The following is a 21,627-nucleotide window of genomic DNA, read 5'->3' on the forward strand; positions in this document are numbered from 1 at the left end:
GGTGCTATAGGTACAAGTAAAATAATCCACAAAACTGGAACAAATTATTCTAGAAAGATGCTTTTTATAACGGTAGGAAATAACAAGATGTCTAAACGGATAAATAGAGTATAACGATTCTCATTTACCCGTTATGACTAAAAGTATGATAAAACTTTTTTATGACAAGTGCTTATATTTGAACAATAAGTAGGTGAAAGGGATGAGCATTAAAAAATGCACGCCAATTAATACTGGTGTAGTCAAATTTAACAATTGCGTTATAAACACTAATAAGCTTGCGCCACTCATTTGCATTAAGCCAATAAGTGCTGATGCTGTGCCTGCTTGCTTAGGAAATAAACTTAGTGCACGGCCTGCTGATGAGCCAAGTGTCAGTGCAAAACCAAACGCAGCAATAAACATCGGAAACATCAACGCAAGCGCAGTACGTTGTTGGCTAAAGGCCATCATTAAGGCACCTGCGATTACAAGCAACAAGAGTCCTGCTTTTAACGCGCGTTTTGGTTGGCGTTTGATGTACAGTGGCATAATAAAGCTTGCAACAATGCTCAAGACCGCATTACAGGTAAACCAGAAAGTAAAGTCGGTAACACTGCCACCTAATTTAGTAATAAGCCAGCCAGGTGCTAACGTAACGAAGACTAAAATAGCCGACATAGTTACCAAGCAAATTAAGCTATGAAATAAAAACAATGGCGTTCTGATAATTGGCATAAAACGGCGCAGGTCAAGAATATGACCACTATATACACTATCTGCAGGGCGGGTTTCTTTGTACATTAACAAGGTTATGAATAAACCAATGAGTGCAAATACAGCCATGAATAAAAAGTTTATGCGCCAGCCAAACTGTACTGTGAGCCAAGCACCTAAAATTGGCGCGAGGGCAGGGATAAAGCAGACGATACCATTAAGATAAGTAATGATTTGGCCGCTACGTTCACTACCAAATCTATCTCTTACAATGGCAAACGCTACTACAAATGTGGCACAGGCCCCCAAACCTTGCAGTGCTCTTGCAATCATCAGGCTTGTAAAATCAGGTGCCAGATACGCGCCAAAAGCCGCTAAACCATAAATTGTCACACCGGTAATTGCCACAGGCTTACGACCAAATTTATCTGCTAATGGCCCTGCAATGAGCTGTCCAAGCCCAACGGTAAGCATAAAAATAGCGACGGTTTGCTGAATTTGCTTTTCTGAAGCGCTGAATTGTTCTGCAATGGTCGGAAAAGCGGGTAAGTAAATATCAATTGCTAACGGGCTAAAGATAACCAGAAGGCCAAGAATAAATAGTAAGCTGAGGTTTTTGTGCTGGCGTGACTGCATTCGCTCTCCTTTAAAACGGTATTTTATGTGCCCCTAAAGGAAAAGAAAAGCGTTCACTTAGCGAAATGTGTAATCATTAAAACTGCTAACAAAAATTTTCCATTTCGCTATCTGGTCTGATGTGTTAGCTTTTTATCTCACATCATAAAAATAATGGATAAACGTCGTGAGCTCACAATCATCATTATTAAAAATTTGGACTAAATGCCTGTCACTGCCGAAGGGTAACTGGTTGTTTAGTAAAGCCGTGTGCTTTAAAGCCCCTTACTTTGGTTCAATAAAGCCATTGATCACAGATTTAAATGCTGGGCATTGCAGCGCAACTGTTAAAAATCGCCGAGCAATCCATAATCACATTGGTACCATCCATGCAATTGCACAATGTAATGTTGCTGAGCTATGCGCTGGCTTGATGGTTGATGCAACTGTGCCGGCAAAAACACATCGCTGGATCCCAAAAGGCATGACAGTGAATTATTTAGCGAAAATTGACACAGATATGCGTGCTGTTGCCCAGATAGACGTGCCGAGTGAGTGGTTAGAAAAGCAAGACTTGCTAGTACCAGTGAAGGTTTATAATAGCCGCGATGAACTCGTTTTCACCGCGGATATTACAATGTATGTAACCGCTAAAAAACGTTAAGACTTATCAGCGGCTTGTTTGTTTACAAACGACAGGTCGTTGTCATCATCAGCCAGTATTGAAGAACTGTTTTGTTCTTCAGGCTTAATAGGCGCCACATTATCTTCTTCATTACGATGTTTTAAGCTGCCTTCAATGATTGCGCCGGCTTCGATGCTCAGGGTGTCATGAAATACATCGCCATGAACTTCTGCAGTGCTTTCAATAGTCACTTTATTGGCAATAAGCGAACCAATAATTTTACCTTTGACGATGACACTGTCAGCTTCAATAACACCTTCAATCATGCCAGTGTGACCAATCACTAAATGTTTAACACGTAAATCGCCTTCGATGCGACCGTCAAGCTGAACTTCACCTTGGCTGCTGAGGCCGCCAGTTAAACGAACGTCTTCAGAAATAATAGAAGGGGTGTGGTTGGTTCTTTTTAAAGATGAGCCAGACGAGCTAGCTGCTGATTGTTTTTTTTTACCGAACACGAGAAAGCGCCTTTGTTATTTTAACCGGGTTGACATGTTTGCCATTCACTAAAACTTCGTAATGTAGGTGAGTGCTGGTACTACGGCCAGTACTACCCATTAAGCCGATGACATCGTCTTTAGTCACTGTTTGGCCTTTTTTAACCTTAATTTTATTAAGGTGACCGAAGCGAGTAACGAAGCCATTTTTGTGTTGTAGTTCGATAAAGTTGCCATAACCGCCATTACGACCAGCACGTAAAACGGTGCCGTCAGCGGGAGCAAAAATTTCGGTTTTATGCCAACCTGCTAAATCAACGCCTTTGTGAAAAGCGCGGCGGCCATTCATTGGATCTTTTCGTAGACCATAACTACTTGAAATGTAGTAATCGGCAGCAGGAAGTGTTTGTGGTAATTCGCTCAGTAAGTTTTCGAGGTTATTTAATGCCAGCAATTTGTCGGCAATTGCTAAAAACTCAAGAGGGATTTTTGATTCGTCGAATAAGTCTAATGGGCCACCCTGTGCTGTATCTGTACCTTCTAATACCGAACCATTGGCAAGGCTACTATCAAGGCCTGCGCCCTCTAACATAGCAACAATTTCTTGGTGGCGAAGTTTAATTTGCTCATCTAATACAACAAAGCTGTTGTTATAAGCTGCATCAAGGCGAGCTAGGCGCTCAGAAATGCTCTCTAAGCGTTTAACTTGTTTTGGTTGCTGTTCATCTTCTAAAGGTGCGTGAAACTCTTCAGCGTGCTCCTGAACAGGTAAAAGCAATGGCTCTGCGTCGGTTGGCAGTGCCGGTTTGTTCATTGATTCTGGTAATGACTCGATCATGCTTTGCAATAGCGCTTGCTTTTGTTCAAGTACGGCTAATTGCTCGAGCTGTTTTTCATAGACAGCTTGTTGCTGATAATGCTGTTTTTGCCATTCTTGTTGTTTCGTAAGCTGGGTTTGTTCAATGCTGGTGATCTTGTCAGCTTGAGAAATGATTTGTAGTGTCGAAATGCTTAACCAAACAATAGCAGTTAAAATGACTAGTAAAGTCGTTAATTGCACCCAAGGGGCTAATACTAAGTGTTTTACCTCGCCATTCTGACGGATCAACAGCTGTCTAGCTGGAAAAAACGTGCGATAAAAAGACTTAAGTTTAACTAACATGGCGTACAAAATTTGACTAATAACCGAGCTAAGATAGCAATCTGATTTAAAAAAGCCAGCAAAAAATTGTAACTCAACTGAAAAAAATGCAAAAAAAAGGGCAAAAAATGCCCTTAATCGTTGTTCTGGAAATAAAAATAGCTAGTTATTTTTATTTTGCAGGTAGTACTGTACCTTCGACTGAACCAAAACCAATACGTGCAAAACCGTCTTTTTCACACCAACCACGCATGATTACGTTGTCGCCATCTTCCAAGAAAGCACGTTGTTCGCCATTAGCTAGGGTGATCTTTTCTTTACCACCGCGTGATAGTTCTAATAATGAACCAGCTTCTTCGTGCTCAGGACCTGATTGCGTACCTGAACCTAACATGTCGCCTGGTTGGAAGTTACAGCCATTTACTGTGTGGTGAGTCACCATTTGCGCGACTGTCCAGTAAGAGTGTTTGAAGCTTGATTTAGATACTTGTGTTGGTGCTTCGCCAGCCGCACGCATCTTTTCAGTTTCAATTTGCACATCCATTTTGATATCGAATGCACCAAACTCACGGTTATGAGCTGACTCTAAATAGTCCATTGGTTGTGGATCGTTTTCGTCACGTGTCCAATTTGTTCTAAATGGTGCCAGTGCTTCTGTGGTAACAATCCAAGGAGATACAGTCGAAGCGAAGTTCTTCGCAAGGAATGGACCAAGCGGCTGGTATTCCCATGCTTGTAAATCACGTGCAGACCAGTCATTAAATACACAGAAACCAAATACGTGGTTTTCAGCATTTTCAATGGCAATTGCATCGCCTAATTCATTACCTTTACCAAGGTAAATGCCTAGTTCAAGCTCGTAGTCTAGGCGTTTACAAGGGCCGAATGATGGTACTTCTGCATCTGGCGCTTTAGTTTGACCGTTAGGACGGTGGAACGTTTGACCTGAAACATCAATTGACGATGAGCGGCCGTGATAACCAATTGGTACCCATTTATAGTTAGGTAGAAGTGGGTTATCAGGGCGGAATAGACTACCTACCGCTGTTGCGTGGTAAATAGAAGTATAAAAGTCAGTGTAATCACCAATGCGACACGGCAGCGCAAATTCGATGTCTGCCTGAGCGATAAGCGCTTCGCTTAATTGCGCTTGCTCACTCGCACCTTCACGAAGTGCTTTTGATAACGCTAGACGAAGTGCAGACCAATACTGCTGACCAAGACCCATAAATTCATTGAGTGTAGCTTGGCTTGCTGCTTTAACAGCAACTTGTGCATCACCAGAGAATAAACCAAGTTCATTTACTTTTGCTAAGTCGATAACTTGATCACCAATTGCGACAGCGCCACGGAACGCTTCGTCTGAATTTTTACGACGTACTTCTGCAAAAGGAAGATTTTGAATTGGGAAGTCACAGTTAGCTTCGTTAGCAGATGCAACCCAGCTTTTTAGATTAATATCGTGGGTTTCGTTAATTAGGCTCATACTCTTTCCTTATTGGTTCGCGCTGATTTATTAGTTATCTATATGGAGGCAATCAACGCAATTTAAACAGTTAGTTTAAAACAGAATTTAAAACGACAAAAAGCAGCGTGTGAATAACGCTGCTTTTTATTCATCATGATGAACTAGATTACACCACGACGCTCTTGATCACGTTCGATTGATTCGAAAAGCGCTTGGAAGTTACCTTCACCGAAACCGCCGTCATCTACACGTTGGATCATCTCGATAAAGATAGGACCGAATAGGTTCTTCGAGAAGATTTGTAGTAGGTAACAATTTTCGCTTTGGCTATCTACTAGGATCTGATGCTTACGGATCTTCTCTTTATCTTCTTTAACCCAAGGCACACGATCAAAAATAGTGTCGTAGTACTCAGGGATGATATCAAGCGTCGCAATCGTTGATTGGTCAAGCTTATCAAGTGAGCTTACTAGGTCATTCGTTAGGAATGCTAAATGCTGTACACCCGGACCATTGTACTCATTTAAGTACTCATCGATTTGGTTATTATTGTTATCTTTACCTTCGTTGATTGGAATCGAGAAAGTACCGCACGGAGATTTAAGTGCGTAAGATAATAACGCTGTTTTTTGACCTTTAATGTCGAAGTAACGAACTTCAGTAAAACCAAATACGTCTTTATAGAAGTTAGCCCATGTTTCCATCGTGCCTTTATAAACGTTATTGGTTAAATGGTCGATACGGATGAAGCCTTTGTCTTCAACAATGTTTTGCTCGTTTAAATCTTCAAAATCTGACTCATAGATAGAACCTTTGTCGCCAAATTGCTCGATGAAATAAATTAAGCTGTCGCCGATACCGTAAATAGCAGGGTATGGTAAGTTTTTGTGAGTTGAGTCTGTTGCAGGTTTTGCACCGCGCTCAACAGCAACTTCGAACGCTTTTTGTGCATTCTCTACACGCCAACCCATAGAACAGATTGCCGGGCCGTGGCTTTTAGCAAATTCAGCAGAGAAACCTTCACGTTCATTGTTTAGTAAGAAATGAATGTCATGTTGGTTGTAGTAAACAATGTCTTTACCTTTGAATTTTTTTAGCTTTGAGAAGCCAAAATCAGTAAACACTTTGTCCATGTAATCTGCATCTGGTGTTGCGTATTCAGTGAATTCAATGCCCATTAGGCCTAATGGATTATTTACTTCGCTCATTGTCATTACTCCCGCAATTATAAGCACTGCGCTAAAAAAGAATTATTGTTCTGTAATGAGCGGATGATTAACCAGAATCTCAATAAGGGGAAGATCCCCGCACTATTTAGCCAAAGCCCCTTTTGTAAATTAAATGGGACAATGATTTTAATTTCAGCAATTGCAGTTTCAAAGGCAATGAGTAAGCCACTAGGTTGACTAATATCTACTATTCTATTTTGTGGTTATCTATCTGTATTTAAAGGTAAATTTAAGTATTTATCAGGCAATAAAAAAGGCCAGAAATGGCCCTTTTTAATAAGTTGATTGTATAGCTTAGTTTACAGTTTGGTGCGCTTTGTTAAAAAACTTGCTTCGTTGTTGTAACCAAGGGTTATTCATAATTTGTGGCGCAGCTTGATAATGGCGCTCAACCACTTGGTTTAAGGTACGGGTTGATTGCGTAAAATTAAGTTGCTGCTGTGCAGCACCCATATTAGCAATCTCGGTATCAGTCATCGCACGACCAGCAAATAACAAGGCGTTTAAGTAACCCGGCTTAGTTTCATAGTCATTATCGGTTAAAAGTAAGACCGCATCGTTGATTGCCCAGCGCCCATTGATTTCACCTTCATCTTTAATACCAATCAGCTCGCCATCAAGATAAATTTTTAGTGCACCGTTGTTTGGAGCAGCATAAAACACAAAAGCAATACGGTGCCAGCTGTTTGCCAAAAGCTCGCCAAAGTAACCACTGTCACTGGTGGCAATACCGATGGCGTTATCTCGGCTGACGTAAAGATCTGCGTCATCACTGTTAGTGATATCGGTTTGTAGTAATGAGCGCCACTCATTGGTGCTTTGTTCTGGCCACATAATATCCATCACTAAGGTGTAATCAGCGATAAGGCCTTCTGTTTGGTAATCACCGTTTGCAGCACTATTAGCCGTTAAGGTTAAGCCTTGCGTTGGGCTATGGCGAGCAAAGGCGAGCACACCTGAGGCACCACTTGGTAAATCAGTAATTTCAAGCTCAGTGGTGGTGGCAAATTGGCTATCTTCTGGTCCCCAATTGCTGTCTTCAGGGTCATAAAAGCTGAGTGTTGCAGGGCCAAAGTCACTGCTAAAGCCTTGCTCAGGGTTATTAAAATTCCATACTGTGACCGCATCATCTGCTTTACACGCATTAAGCATGTTATCGGTATCGATATATAAACATTGGCTGGTGCGTGCTCGCGCGTAGTTATCAAGCAGCCACCAACTTTCAGCGACCAATTGTGCTTCTAAGTTTGGCAGAGCAGGGAAGAACAATTCGCTATTTAGCGCTGGGCCTTTAAATAGAGCAACGAGGTAAGTGCTTGCATCATCAATGTTATCTGGCACTAAAGAGACCCATTCTGGCTGGCTTTCGAGCATGCTTTTCAATTGGCTGCCAGTCACCTCAACTTGATAAATTGAATTAAAGCCCGGGGTATTCGATGGTTGGCGTTCAACCTTAAACGCGGCATGAAAATCTTCTTGGGTTAATGTACCCGGTAGCCAACGATCTTGTACTTGGCTTGCATCTAGTAACGCTGCATCAATAGCAGGGAACTGCTGCATAGTTGCTTTGGCTGTAATCGTGGTGAGTTCTTCTGCAGTGGGGTAGTTTTCTGAAACGGCAATTTCGGTGTTTGCATCTGGGGCATAGCGACCCATGATTTCATCGATAGCGGCCTTAGTGCTTTCATCTCGGCTTGTAATGCTGGTGGTTGCGACGGTATTGTAATCAACATCTGCAAGAGTTTTGTCATCAAGGTTAAAGGTTAGGGTAAGATCCGTTAGACCTTGTGCAAAAAAGTTTGGCTGAATAACAATACTGCCGTTATCTAAGGTTTGATAACTTTCACCGCCATGGGTATGCCCACCAAGCACTAAATCAATTCCAGTAACATTTTGTGCAATGCGGGTGTCAGTGCCTTCACCTAAGTGACTGACCATGACCATATAATCAACATCTTGACGGTATTGGTTAACAATCAGCTCAGCCACTTCTTGCCACTGCCAATTCATTTTGAAATTAGCGATAAAATCAGGAATTGGCTCGTCTTCAACTGGTTCATCGAGTTCATTCCAAGGCACTGAAGTCATGCCAAAAAAGCCGATACGTAGGCAACCTACTTGGACAACCGAAAAATCAACACCGGCAAACGGCGTATCATCGCTACCATCATATTCGGTGTTACTTGAAAGCACGATGGCATTATCGTCATCGGCAAAGTCCAGTAGTTGCTCAGGTCCCCATGCATAGTCGTGGTTACCAATCACACGTACGTCAAAGGCCATGGCTTTTATTGCTTCGACTGTGGCTAAACCTTGTGATGTTTGTTCTGCTACGGTGCCCTTTTCATAATCGTCACCGCCATTGGTGAATAAGGTGTTAGGGTTTTCAAGTTTAGCTTTGTCGTAGTAACTGCGAATACGGCTGAATAACTGCTCTTTAAAGCCAAAGCGCGCGTGTAAGTCAGCAACATGAATAAAGCGTACTGTTTGGTTACTGGCAGTGTCATTACATTGCTCGCCAATGGTTTTACTGGCTGCAGGAACGGTGCGAGACATTAAAGCAAAGCTACCAAATTCTGTAATAGCACTGACTGCAAATCCATCATTGCTTTGTTCTGTACTGAGAGTTTGCCATTGCTCATCGACTAACTGCACTATGCTAAAAGCAAGGTTGGTTTGTTCATCTGGTAATTTGATCGCTAAACTTAATGGCTCAGCAAATATCAGGTTATTAGGGCGAAAGGTATGAATACTCGAGACAATACCTTGCTCTATATCCGTGCTTGAAGCGCTCGTCTCAGTGTAAGTAAATGTGGTGTCTGTTGTGACTGTGTTACTTATTGCATTAAGTGTGACATCGCCCTGTGCAAATTCAGCCGATAAACCATTTTCAACAGAAATAATTAAACCAGACTGATCAGGAGCTGTTGCGACTTCTTTTGTTGTTTTATCGCCACCGCATGCTGTTAGTAATAAGCTGGTCAGAATAATAACCAGTAGTTGAGTGTTAGAGCGCACTTACTCAGTTCCTTTGCAAACCAAATTAATATCAGAATATAGTATCAGTTTTAAGGACGCTGAGGGAATAGGGGAGAGAGAAATTCCCCGCAGCGGGTGCTACGGGGAATAAGTATTATTGCTTTTCAGCTGTCACTTCTAGCTCTTCAGCTAGGATGTGCTCAGTAGTTTGTGGCTCGTGTTGACCTTCAGCACCGTGCATCCAAGCAACTAGTTTGTCACTTAGTAAGTACATGATCACAGCAGAAAGAACCGCTGTTGCGCCTAAACCAATGAAGATACCCATCGCGTTGTCTAACGCTTCTTCACCTTCACCTAGGAAAGAACCTACGAAACCTGCAATCTTGTTTGCAACCGCTGTACATAGGAACCAAATACCCATAAGCATTGAAGCTAAACGTAGAGGTGCAAGTTTACTTACCATAGATAGGCCAATTGGAGATAAACATAACTCACCTAGGGTGTGGAATAAGTAGAATAAAACTAACCACATCATGCTGATTTGTAGGTGCTCACCTTGACCTTGTGTCATAAGCGCTAGGATCATAGTAATGAAACCTAATGCTAAGAAAATAAGTGCAATAGCAAACTTAACCGGTGAATTTGGTTCACGTTTATCAAGTTTCAACCAAATGATGGCAACTAATGGTGCAAAAACAATGATGAAAATTGAGTTTAAAGATTGGAACCAAGAAGCTGGTACTTCAAAACCAAGTAACATACGGTCTGTGTAATCGTTAGCGAAAAGGTTCATTAAACCACCCGCTTGTTCAAAGCCCATCCAGAAGATGATGCTGAATACACTCATAGTAAAGATAACTTTAATACGGTCAGTTTCTACTTTAGTTAGTGGCTCTTTAGTGTTTGATTCAGACTGTGCTTGAGAAAGCTTAGCAGAAGGCACAACACCGATATCGCCTAAGTATTTGTTGCTTAATGCAAGCTGTAAAAGTACAGATAACACCATACCAACACCAGCTACGATGAAGCCCCATTGCCAGCCCATTGCAGCTGCAGCATAACCCGCAACTAGAGGGCCTAATGCACCACCTAGGTTGATACCCATGTAGAAGATAGTGAACGCGCCATCACGACGTTGATCACCTTCTTTGTATAGATCACCTACCATAGTTGAGATGTTTGGCTTGAATAAACCGTTACCCACACAAAGAAGTGTTAAACCAATGTAGAATACGTTTTCTTCTTGGCCAGCTAAGTAGCTGTGGGGGATACCCATAGTGAAATGGCCTGCAGCCATCAATAAACCACCAAGGATAATTGCTTTACGTTGTCCTAATACGTTATCGGCTAACCAACCACCGAATAGTGGGGTGATGTATACAGCCATTGTGAAGGTACCATAAAGGCTTAATGCGTCTGCATTTGACCAACCAAAACCACCTTCTTGTACAAGCGCTACTAAGTATAAAACTAAGATGGCGCGCATGCCGTAATAACCGAATCGTTCCCACATTTCTGTGCCGAACAACAGGAATAACCCTTTAGGATGCCCTAAAAAGTCACCTGCTTTAGGTAATGAACTCATATTTACTTCCTAACTCTAAGTTTTTATTTGAGGCCTTATTGTTTTTGCTTTGGTCGTTCTATGTATTTATTTAGTGAACGGGCGGCCATGTTTTTTGATGCAGCTAAGATAATGGTTTGTTGCTCAAGTTTTGTACTTGAAGGAAAGGGACACACCCTTATCCTAGCTACAAGTGCGCTACAGTATACATAGACCTTATGGAGAGGGGAAGAACTTGCGACACTTGCCCCTTGTGATGCGACAGTTAGTAGCTTGCATAAGGCACAACAGGTTTACCCGGGAAAGCCAGTTCGCTATACACCGGATTAAAGTAATAACGAAAGTACAGCTGAGCATAATTCGGCTCGTAAAAATCGGCTCTATCTAAGTTGACGTAACCACCAAAGAACCAATGAGGCGTGAATCGATACTCAAAACTTGCCCCTAAGTTATACGATAAACCATTGCTGGTATCGCCTTCAAAGTAAGGTACAACGCCCGTAACAGCTGTTTGAGCCTCTGCTTGGCCTTGCAAAATAGGGTCGTTAGGAAAAAATGCGATGTCGTCTGTCGTGGTGGTTGACCAAGATACGCCAGCGCGCAGTCGGTATACAAAATTATGACCAACTCGCTTATCAAAAATCACAGGTAATGAAGCGCCCAAGTAGTTTTGTGGACTGTAATAGCCACCATGTCCCCAGGTTTCTTCACTTAAATTATACTTATACGACCAGTGTAATAAGTTAAGGCCTAGACTTAATTCGGTGTTTCTTTCGCGAATATAACGATAATAACTGCCACCCATTAGGCTGTAGCTTTGGTTGTCTTTGACGTTTTTACCTTGCAAGATTTGATAGTTAGTACTGCCCCAAAAACCCCAATCTAGGCCAAGGTCATGAGATAGACTAAGTTGTAATTGCGTAGCTCTAACACCGCCCCATACTTGGTTGGTAAAGACATCTTCAAGTCCGGCGTAAGATAATACAGAGCTGGTAACCGGGCGTTTATTAAACGTGATGCCATAACCAAAGTCGCCTAAATCACCATTGTAATTAACGCCCCACACGATATCTTCGACTAAAAAGCCAAGTGGAGTGGTACCAACATCAATTCGCCATTGCTCGTTTTGCCAAGCAAGGCCAACATCTATACCTTGTTGCTTTGGTTTTATACTTAAAAGTGGGCAGTCAAAAATACACAGGGCTCCTTGACCATAGCGGCTACCAGCAAAGGTTTCATCAAAGCGGGTTTCTTGGCTCGATATTGTCATTGGGTCTAATTTCACAATCCCAGTGCCACCCCATAGCGGGAAACCTGCTTCAATAGGCGTTGCACCAGCGCCCAGTGTGGACTCATTTTGTGTGCTGGTTTGGCTACTTAAGTTGATTGCAGCAGTGATATACGCTTGCTCATCGCGCTCAATACCTTGCAATTGACGCTTGGCATTATTGACATACCAAGCTTCATTTTCATCAAGGGCATACAGTTCATAGTTCTGCTCATCGCTTAAGGTGCTCGTTGCCGTATCTGGATCAACTGCAGCGCGGTACCAGCTTTGAGCAAGCGTAGTTTGTTGCTTAGCTTGCGCAAGCGCTGCTGCTTGATAATAAAGCTCTTGGTTGTTGTTTGATTTAGCTAGCAATTGCTCAGCTAGATTTATCGCACTTTGTGTATCTTCAAATTGTTCAAGGGCTGCCATTAATTGCTGCTGACGATAGTTTTGCTCACTTGAAAGCTGATTAATTTGCCCAGCAATGATGCGATCTGCTAAACCATCTCTTTGTTGCTGACGAGCAAGTGTCGCAATAGCTAAAGCAGTATCCGTTGACACAGTTTGTCCTTTTGCAACGTGCTGCTCAAAGCGGATAATGGCCTGATTACTATTGCCTTGCTCGATATGAGCATTGATCAGCGCCTCTGACAGTTCTGGGTTATCAGGGTAACGTGTTGCAAGCTCTGAGAGCTTAGCAACTCGTTGGTTACTATCATTAAAGCGATTAACGTAATTAACTTGTAGTGCTAACCATTGTGATTGCTCTGCATCGGTTGCGTTACTCGGCAGTTGATAGTCTGCAAACCAGCTATCAGCAGCGTTTTTATCGTTGCTTTCAATTAGCCAATTTGCATATGTCATGTGCCAATATGGGCTCAAACTTGGGTCACGAGTAAGAGCTTTTTTCAGTTGCCTTATTGCATACTGCTGCTCATTAATTTGTTGCCATTGACTGGCAAGCTCAGCTTGCATTAAAGGTGTTAATGGCTGTGCTTCTAACTCGGTGAGCTTATAAATCACCGTGGCTTTATTAGTGGCTGTATTGTTGGCAGAGAGCCTTTCTAGTTTGGTATTAATACTTAGCTGCTCTGTAAGCACATTAATTTGTTCAGTGCGCGCGTTATTAGGAATGTAATCTAAGGTTGCCAGTGCTCCTTGGTAATCGTTCAACGAACGTAAAAATAGTGCATGGCTATAACGCAAATCTGCATCTAGCGGAAATTGCCACAAGGTTTTTTTATACAGAGCTTTGGCATGATCAACTAAACCTTGTTGTTGATATAAATTTGCAAGGTCGTAGTAAAGCCAGCTTTGACGTGGGCTTTGTTTGATTGCCATAAGTAGCACATCAACTGCTTCATCTAGCTTACCTTCAGCAGTAAGCTCATCAGCGCGGGTTCTCAGTTGCTGTGTTTGTAATAGGGTATAATCTTCAGCAATTAATGCCTGTTGCTGACGAGTTAAGCCATTATAAAAACGATGACTACGAGCATAATTACCATCTGAGGCGGTCAATTCAAGCATGGCACGCAAAGTAGGCTGTTGCAGAGGGTCGTCTTTTAGCACTTGCTTATAAAGGTTCATTGCGTTTTGCAGTTGGCCTGCTTGTTTGGCAAGTTCAGCACGGTAAAACAATACCGTATTAGGGTCTTCATTTAAGGTGTCAGCTAAATCCAGCTTAAGCGCAGCCTGTTTGAGTTCATTGCTACTAATGGCTGATTTAGCTTCATCTATGTATTGCCAAAAACGAGCAGTATTGGCGAGGCCTTTTAAAACTGTTATACGGTTTGCATCTATGCTGTATTTTTGAGCTTTTTTAAAGTACTGGTAAGCATTGGCATTACGACCTTGCCTTAAGTTCAATAAACCTAAGCTATTGTATATTTCAGGATCTTGAGGACGACCTCGCAGTGCTTTATTAAAAAGCTTTTCTGCTGTATCAAAGTGGCGTTTTTCAAGTTCGACACTGCCCTTAAGCCATGTCTGATACGCAGGGTCTGCTTGCTTTTTTTGTTCAGCTAAATGCGCTTTTTTAAAGTCACTAAATTGTAGCTGACCTTTACTGCTTTTAGGGTAGGCTGCAAAGTAACGCTGATATTCGCGCTCAGTTTGTTTATTAAGCGGCATATCCTCAAGGGCTGCAAGCCACGCAAACTCAGCTTCAACAGCATATTGGTTACTGTGTGCATAATGGCTCAGTAATTCTATGGCTTCTTTGTTTGTTGGGTTTTGTTTTAACAGATGTCTTGCGTAGGCAAGCTCAAAACGGCCACTATTTGGGTAGCGTTTTAGTAAAGAACGATAACCGCGCAGTGCTTGCTGATATTGATTTGGATCTTGAGCAAGCCAGTTTATGTGCTCCAGCTCATATTCAATATTAGGGTAGGCGGATTTAAATAGCCGATTGTAGATTTTTACCGCGTCACTGTATTGTCCGGCCCTGGCACGAAGCCTGGCTTGTTGAACCGCTTCTTTGTCTTGGTTATTGACGCGTGCAAGTAGGGTTAAGCTTGTTACGCACGGATGTGATAGGTTACTAAGCTCTGCTAAATGCGCATTGGCTTTGTCGGTTTCTTTGAGGCTATATAAAACGCGCACCTCAGCGCATTGCACTTGAGTATTTTTAGGTGCAATGCTTTGCAGCTTTTCTAAGCTGTCGCTCATCAATTGATTATCACGCTCAATTTCACCAAGTTGTACTTGGCTAATTAACCAATCAATTGATTGACTATCAAGGTCTTTGTTTATTGCTGCGGATGCACTGGAGCTTGCTAAAACTGCAGCAAGTAGCCACTTTATCGGCATTCATTGCTCCAGTTAGTTGTTAAAGCCCCGTTTTTATCAATACTAAAACGTTTGTTCAATGCGCTGTTACCAAATAAATACAACACGCTGTCGTAGTAGCGGCTGGTGGTAAAGCGGGTATCCATCATTATTTGCTGTTGTAAAGCTGTCACAGTTTGTGATGCATTATCTTCAGCAAGCAATGGCAATAAGGCGGCAACAAAACCACTTGGGGCGTTGCCTGCCGTTTTGCCTGAGACTGCATTGATTTCTAATGGCACTTTGCCTGAAGAAACAATGCTATCAACAAAAGGTTTAAACTGCTGTGTAAGGGCATTTTTATAGGTGGCATCTTCTGCCATCATACTGGCCCAAAGGTAGACGCGGATCGCATTATAACTACCTGTAGCAGGGGCGCTTTTATCATGATAAAAGCCTTTTTCCACGCTGTAATTAACCCAATCAGGGCTCACGCCTTTTGGTGCTGTATCTATTAATAACTGCGCCGAGTTATCGTGTAATGTTTGCCAAGGCGAGTGCGGATATAGGTGTGCAAATTGCGCAAATATAAATAGCGGTGCATAGCTTGGATTTAATTTCCAGCTACTGTCTTTTTCAAAGCCTGTTGGCCCAGGTAATAGAGTCAGACCGAGGTTTGGTATTTGCGCTGTTTCTTCACGAATGATGCGCTCAGCAAGCACTGAGCTGAGCACTGCGTAGCGTCTTTCATTCCATAAGATAGCTGCTTGCGACAGGGTATAAGCAATCCATAAATCTGAATCAGAAGCTGGATTTGAATCAAGGATTTGTCCTTGATTTTGCTTTATTCCCCATTGCCACGCTGGTAAACGGGTACTTAAATCACCTTCAGAAAGATGTACTTCAGTCCACTCAAGCAACTTATCGAAGCTGGCTTTATCATTGGCAAGTAAAGCAAAGAATAACGCATAAGATTGCCCCTCTGAGGTGGTAATACTGTAATCACTACCCAAATCAATTACGCGTCCTTCTGGTGTAATGAAGTGAGTTTTAAAGTTATTCCATTGCGGCCAAGCGCTGCAGCTTAACTGAGCTAAGGCGTTGTTTGAAAAAACAAAAACGAATAGTAAAGAAGCGATAGTTTTCATTATGCCTGATCTCCTTCAGATAAACGTTTTTTGGTAAGTAGCGCGAGCACTCGCCACAACATAAATGAAATAAGTAATAGGGTTAGTAGTGATAGAATCGCTAACAATACTGGGCGGTCTGAAAAGTGGAACCAAATGAGGGTATGAATAGGCACGTGACCGACAAAATACTGTTCATCGGTTTTAATCGTTTTGATGCCTTGGCTATTGATAATGGCTGAGCTTCCCATTATTTGAGCTGTTTTATCATTATTCAGTAGAGCATCAGTGAGAAGTGCAAAAGCATTTTCATTACTGGCAATCAAAGAGACTACTGAGCGGTCTGAATCAAACGGTGACTGGAACCCGGACATCACGGCTAAACGACCAATGCTGCTTATATTTACTTTAATTTTTTCAGCACCTTTAGTGTCGTAGGCACCATTATAGATAGCTTGATCAACAATGCGTTGGTTGTTGTTGATAAGCACACTTAGGGCGCTGTCTTTGGCAAGTGAGTTTAAGAAAGAGTCAGGCTTACCAATAATAATAATGTCTTTATCGTTTAGCGCCAATTGGTTACTTGGAAATTGAATGTCTAAACGGTGCGCTGGGTAGCCTGTTATGGCACCCAAATGACCTGTGAAATTAAGCAATAAACTAATCGCGTTAACTGAGCTGTTAGCTTCCATTACAAGCGTACTTTGGTGTAAATCGGCATATTTGGTGAATGGGAAACCGCCATTTGCAAAGGCGCGTAGGTTTGGCATGGCAATATAGTGATGGAAGTCACTTACATCAATGGTAGAGCTGCCATCAATTGCACCAAATTCACCGCCTGCAGGAATGGCGCTACACTCACCGGTTTTTACGACTGCAAAATTAAAATCATAAGTCAGCTGGTTATTTGTTGTTAAATCTAACCCTGTTAGCTCAAAGTCTTGACGAGTTTTGGTTGGATTGAATTCAGATAAAAGCGGTAACAAGGTATCGGTTGTAATCGTTTTACCACCTTCGTTATCAAGAATAAAACCATCCACAAACTTACCGTTAATCAACATATTCAAACGCGACAACATGTTTTGCTCAACAGGCGTGTTGCGGTAATTCAAGGTAATAGGAATACCATTTTCACGCCAAGTGAATAAATCTGGTGCAAAACGCAAGTCTAACCGAACAGGTAGACCGCGATAGCCTTCCGATTGCAGCTGAGTTGGGTATTCAATAAATTCATCAAAGCTTACTGGGCGATCAGAACGCACCCACAGTGGCGCATCGTAGGCTTCTCGAAGCGGTAAGTTGCTAATTGCATCAATGGTTGCACTGCGACCTGTCATTACTTTATAGCCAAAGACTAAACCTACTACGGCTTCTTTCAATTGTGCTGTGTCTTTACCTAAAATAAGCAGTACTTTGGCGTAGCGCTGAGTAGGGCTGCTGATAATTTCTACAGTTGGCTTTTCAACATCAGGGTAATTCAATAAAAAATCAGGCTTGTTGTCGTTTGTTGCGAATACGACACTATGTTCTGTCGGTGTTGCATTAATTTGCACAGGGAACTGTGCTTTGCGCCATTTTGCTTGAGCGCCAAAAAAGCTTGATAGTGCAGCCGCTGCTTCGAGTGTGTTTTCATCAGGTTGTGACGCAAACACAAATGGCAAAGTGACCTTGTTGTAATCTCGCGAATCAAAAAATGGTGCAGGGAAATACTCAAGTAAGCTTTCAAGAGCAAGTGACTGACGGTCAATAGAAATACGGCTGCTTTTACTAAGCTCGGCCCATATTGTTTTACTATAGTCATCCTGACAAACCAGATCGTAAAAACCGACTAGTTCGAAGCGAATTTGGTTAAAATCTTTAATTAGCTTAGGGTTAAGAACAATGCTGCGCTCAGAGACTGTGCCAATTGGCGTTGTCTTATCATCAATAGGTAGCACAGTGACAAGGTTTTCATTTAAGAAAATTTTCAAATGTGAGACACGGCCAATAAGTGATGGTGAGGTTGTGTATGAAAAGTCTAGAGTCAGTTTTTTCCCTAATTTATCGAGGCGGTTTGTAAAATCAACACGGGTACTATTACTCACTCCATCAAGCTTGAACTTGCTTAAACCAAGCTTTTCAAAGCTTAGCGTCATGCTTTCAATTGGTGCTTGCTCTGGGTAACCATCATCAAAAATCGCTTTATTAGAGAGAGGCTCAGCACTTATCGCCCAGCCAGATATGCCGAGTGTGCCAAAAGCTAATAACAAGGTTAAAAAAGTTTTTATCATGATGTTTTTAGTACTTTTGTTGGTTTTTTAGGTAATAGCGACGCCACAAAGTACAAGACTCTTGATGCAAACGCAATCGCGGGTCTTAATTCATTTGGGGCATGGAAAATCAAGTTCTTAAAGCCTCTTAGACTGGTATAAAAAACGTGAGAAAAGCTGTATGAAGGCTTGTCGTGTTTAAAGTTTTCTTGCCAATCAAGCCAAGCATCAGCACGTGAGAAAGTGCATTGAATAAAGGCTTTTTGTTTTTCTAAATCTAAATCCCTGAGGGTAAGACCCAGTTGTTTATCGCGGGTGTTACAGATATAAGCTGGGAATGAAAACTGCTTCAAGCCACGGCTCATGAGTAGCTCGACTTTATCATTTACACGGCAAAGGTGATTATGGTCAGTTTCAAGACCAACACCATTATTTGAGTAGTCCGTAATTTTTACTTTAATAGTACGGCCATTAGCAAGGCGAATAGCTGCAGGAAAATTTGCTTTAATGCGGTGTGAGCTGCGTACTTGTTTGGCTTCAGCGGCAACAGCCACAGCTGCACCTAAAATTATCACGTTATAGCTTGCCCACAGCATGCTAATGACGAGTACGCCTATTTGTGAACTATCGCCGAAGAGCAATCTAAACACGCCGTAGGTCATACCCAAAACGTTAACAAGCAACAAGATTATATAAGGCTTTGAAATCGTCCAATCGTAGTGATCTTGCTTGTTTAAACCGCCTTTTTCAGTCACGTTAAATTTACCCTTATTCGGGTTGATAAGCGCAACTGTCGTGGGTTTTAAAATATACCAAGCAAGTACTGACTCATAAACTTCGCCCCAAAATGAATAGCGGTATTTACCTTGAATTCGAGAGTTGGTTATTTTTACCTGTAACAGGGTTGGCACAATATAAAGAAAGATGGCAACAAACGGTGCATAGATAATTTGCGCATTAAAATAAATTAATGCCAGTGGCGCTGTTAAGAATACAATTCGCGGAATGCCTGATAAAAAGTGCAACATAGCGTTTAAATAGCACAAGCGCTGCGCGATATTTAGGCCCTTACCAAACAGCGGGTTATCTAATCGGAATATTTGTGCCATGCCGCGTGCCCAGCGAATACGTTGACCGACGTGGGCAGATAAACTATCTGTAGCTAGGCCGGCGGCTTGTGGAATATTAATATATGTTGTTTTGTAGCCAGCGCGCTGCATTCTTAGCGCGGTGTGGGCATCTTCAGTGACGGTTTCTACGGCAAAACCACCGATTTCTTCAAGGGCACTGCGCCTTAAAACAGCACACGAACCACAAAAGAAGGTCGCATCCCACATATCATTGCCATCTTGAATTAAGCCATAGAACAACATATTTTCATTTGGGATTTTACGATGGTTTTTGAGGTTGCGCTCAAACGGATCGGCAGAGAAAAAGTGGTGAGGTGTTTGCACTAAGCACACTTTACTGTCATTGATGAACTGTCCCATTGTCATCTGTAAAAATGAGCGAGCAGGGATGTGATCACAGTCAAAAATAGCGATGTAATCACCATTAGTAACTTTCATCGCATGATTCATGTTACCGGCTTTGGCATGGTTGTTATCAGGACGAGTTAAATAACCAACACCAATTTGCTTTGCGAATTGTGCAAATTCAGGGCGCTTACCATCATCTAAAATATAAATGTTAAGCTTATCTGCAGGCCAGTCAATACCTTGCGCGGCGATTGTTGTTGGCTTCACAACATCAAGCGGCTCATTATAAGTAGGAATATAAATATCAACTGTTGGCCAGTTTGTTGTATCTTTATCTAAAGCGATCGGTTTACGGTTTAATGGATTAATGGTTTGGAAAAAGCCTAATATTAGTACTAACCAAGCGTAACTTTCAGCAAGCAGCAAACCAATCCCTAGGGTAAGGGCTAAAGGGTCACCCCAGTTAAGAGTGTCAGTGTAGCGCCACCATAGATAACGTGTCGAGGTTGTAACAGAAAGGGTGATCATCACAATAGTGGCCATTTTCCCTTCAACCCGCCTTAGAGAATAAGCAACAACCAAAATTAAACTAATGAACACTGCTTGCGCTTCAATACTAAATGGCACGGTTACAAATATAGCCACCGCAAAAATAATGAGAGTGAAAAAAGCGACCTTTAAGGTGCTGTTTCTCCAAAGTGGAGAGCGACTCACTGCTTTATATGATTTAGTTTTTGTTTGCTTTCTAGCAACTAACCAAAGCCCTTTAAAAGAGCGTACTAGTTTACTGTCTGCCAGTCTCAATAAGCGAGCTGATCGCGTGATTTTACGCCAAGATTTACGCTGCTCAACGGCGATATGTTGCTGTGAGGTTGTGGTGGTATTGAATAGCGCAAGGTACACACTTTGCAATGCAATCCGAATGCAATTGCTTGGTGTAAGTACTGGTTGAGAAACATGAGGATACAAGCGTTTAAGTTTAAGCTTTAACTCACGCTTTTTATTGTTTTCTAATTTAATAAACAATGACAAAAAAAGCACAAAGAAGGGGAGTAAAGTCGCTCCCAATAGGCTCATTTTGTGTTGGTTGTAATAACTATAAAATTTTATAAATACGAAGCGCACAAGTTGCTTCGTTAAAAACAACCCTAAAATACCTTTAAGTAGTCGGTGTGTGATACCGAGTGAATGGATGCTATTGGTCATTCTGACTCGCGCGGCTTACAAGCCAACCGGCTAGCGTTTCAAAGTCATCATTAGCAACGCTGTATGGAGCACAGTTAATCGCCACATTTCTAAATGCAGTTGCTTCTTTGATGACTTCATCTTTATTGATATATAAAGGTGCGATTAATGGTAATTCAGTTTGCCAAAGCTGCAATAAATCTGATTCAATCTCAGAGGCTGAATTATATTTATTGGTTAAAAAATAATGCTGCCAAGATGATTCAGCCTGCTTTAGAGTGTTTAAACGTTTGAAAGCAAAACTGTGACAAATAGCATCACAATTAATAATCTCAAGGAATATATCGTCTTCATTTAGTGAATAGCGGTGCACATCAACATGGGCTGGGCAGTCAAATAAAAACCAGCTGTCATCGCTGTCATTAAGCTGCTGACAACTCTCTATAACGCTTGAAAAGTCTAACCCTAAGTTCGAACGGCTGCCATAGGGTAAAAACTTTACGCCGTCGTTATCTTGGTGAAACTGCTCACATGCAGAGGCAAAGTTTGGGTAATCACTCCAGCCTAGCTGATGCTCCCAAGCAAGACCAAGGTGTAGGCCTAAGTCGCCTTTTGGATCTAAATCGATGGCATACACAGGCACATTTGATTTTCTCAAAGCACAAGCAAGGTTGGCCACAATAGATGTTGTACCAGTGCCACCTTTAATTCCTTTTAAAAAAATTCGCTTCATTTATG

13 protein-coding genes are annotated in these 21,627 nt (G+C 41.9%); 1 reads left to right on the top strand and 12 read right to left on the bottom strand.

Translation table 11 applies throughout. The features are described from left to right. Positions 1–159: 159 nt before the first annotated feature. Positions 160–1,332, bottom strand: a complete 1,173-nt coding sequence (locus AADY36_RS05115) for a multidrug effflux MFS transporter (protein ID WP_342408616.1) — start codon at positions 1,330–1,332, stop codon at positions 160–162. Between the two features lie 166 nt (positions 1,333–1,498). On the opposite strand from AADY36_RS05115, the gene AADY36_RS05120 reads away from it, so the two are divergent. Next, positions 1,499–1,975 carry a hotdog fold domain-containing protein gene (locus tag AADY36_RS05120; RefSeq protein ID WP_239962634.1) on the top strand — a complete coding sequence of 159 codons (477 nt, stop codon included), beginning with the start codon at positions 1,499–1,501 and terminating at the stop codon, positions 1,973–1,975. Here the strand turns inward: AADY36_RS05120 and AADY36_RS05125 are convergent. The 11 genes from AADY36_RS05125 to bcsQ form a co-directional block, all read right to left on the bottom strand. Further along, complete coding sequence (locus AADY36_RS05125; RefSeq protein ID WP_054561944.1) at positions 1,972–2,454, bottom strand: bactofilin family protein; 483 nt, start codon at positions 2,452–2,454, stop codon at positions 1,972–1,974. The two genes, AADY36_RS05120 and AADY36_RS05125, sit on opposite strands and share 4 nt — an antisense overlap. Further along, positions 2,444–3,595 carry a M23 family metallopeptidase gene (locus AADY36_RS05130; RefSeq protein WP_054561943.1) on the bottom strand — a complete coding sequence of 384 codons (1,152 nt, stop codon included), beginning with the start codon at positions 3,593–3,595 and terminating at the stop codon, positions 2,444–2,446. The genes AADY36_RS05125 and AADY36_RS05130 overlap by 11 nt, the downstream gene beginning before the upstream one ends. Positions 3,596–3,746: 151 nt before the next feature. Beyond that, positions 3,747–5,060 carry a fumarylacetoacetase gene (gene fahA / locus AADY36_RS05135; RefSeq protein WP_063527710.1) on the bottom strand — a complete coding sequence of 438 codons (1,314 nt, stop codon included), beginning with the start codon at positions 5,058–5,060 and terminating at the stop codon, positions 3,747–3,749. 143 nt (positions 5,061–5,203) lie between these two features. Next, positions 5,204–6,250 (bottom strand): 4-hydroxyphenylpyruvate dioxygenase, encoded by a 1,047-nt coding sequence (gene hppD / locus AADY36_RS05140; RefSeq protein ID WP_054551780.1) that lies wholly within the window; start codon positions 6,248–6,250, stop codon positions 5,204–5,206. A gap of 315 nt (positions 6,251–6,565) precedes the next feature. After that, complete coding sequence (locus AADY36_RS05145; protein WP_342408617.1) at positions 6,566–9,289, bottom strand: metallophosphoesterase; 2,724 nt, start codon at positions 9,287–9,289, stop codon at positions 6,566–6,568. A gap of 115 nt (positions 9,290–9,404) precedes the next feature. Continuing rightward, complete coding sequence (locus AADY36_RS05150) at positions 9,405–10,835, bottom strand: peptide MFS transporter (protein WP_054561940.1); 1,431 nt, start codon at positions 10,833–10,835, stop codon at positions 9,405–9,407. 244 nt (positions 10,836–11,079) lie between these two features. Then, positions 11,080–14,892, bottom strand: a complete 3,813-nt coding sequence (locus tag AADY36_RS05155; RefSeq protein WP_342408618.1) for a cellulose synthase subunit BcsC-related outer membrane protein — start codon at positions 14,890–14,892, stop codon at positions 11,080–11,082. Beyond that, positions 14,883–15,998, bottom strand: a complete 1,116-nt coding sequence (gene bcsZ / locus AADY36_RS05160; RefSeq protein WP_342408619.1) for a cellulose synthase complex periplasmic endoglucanase BcsZ — start codon at positions 15,996–15,998, stop codon at positions 14,883–14,885. Before bcsZ ends, AADY36_RS05155 begins: the two co-directional genes overlap by 10 nt. Continuing rightward, positions 15,998–18,247, bottom strand: a complete 2,250-nt coding sequence (gene bcsB, locus AADY36_RS05165; RefSeq protein ID WP_342408620.1) for a cellulose biosynthesis cyclic di-GMP-binding regulatory protein BcsB — start codon at positions 18,245–18,247, stop codon at positions 15,998–16,000. The genes bcsZ and bcsB overlap by 1 nt, the downstream gene beginning before the upstream one ends. Beyond that, positions 18,244–20,910, bottom strand: coding sequence for a UDP-forming cellulose synthase catalytic subunit (gene bcsA, locus AADY36_RS05170; protein ID WP_342408621.1), 2,667 nt, complete (start codon positions 20,908–20,910; stop codon positions 18,244–18,246). The genes bcsB and bcsA overlap by 4 nt, the downstream gene beginning before the upstream one ends. Then, positions 20,900–21,622 (bottom strand): cellulose biosynthesis protein BcsQ, encoded by a 723-nt coding sequence (gene bcsQ / locus AADY36_RS05175; RefSeq protein WP_239964546.1) that lies wholly within the window; start codon positions 21,620–21,622, stop codon positions 20,900–20,902. The genes bcsA and bcsQ overlap by 11 nt, the downstream gene beginning before the upstream one ends. Between the last annotated feature and the right edge of the window lie 5 nt (positions 21,623–21,627).

The organism is Pseudoalteromonas sp. D15MCD-2 (assembly GCF_038562745.1).
Taxonomy (GTDB): domain Bacteria; phylum Pseudomonadota; class Gammaproteobacteria; order Enterobacterales; family Alteromonadaceae; genus Pseudoalteromonas.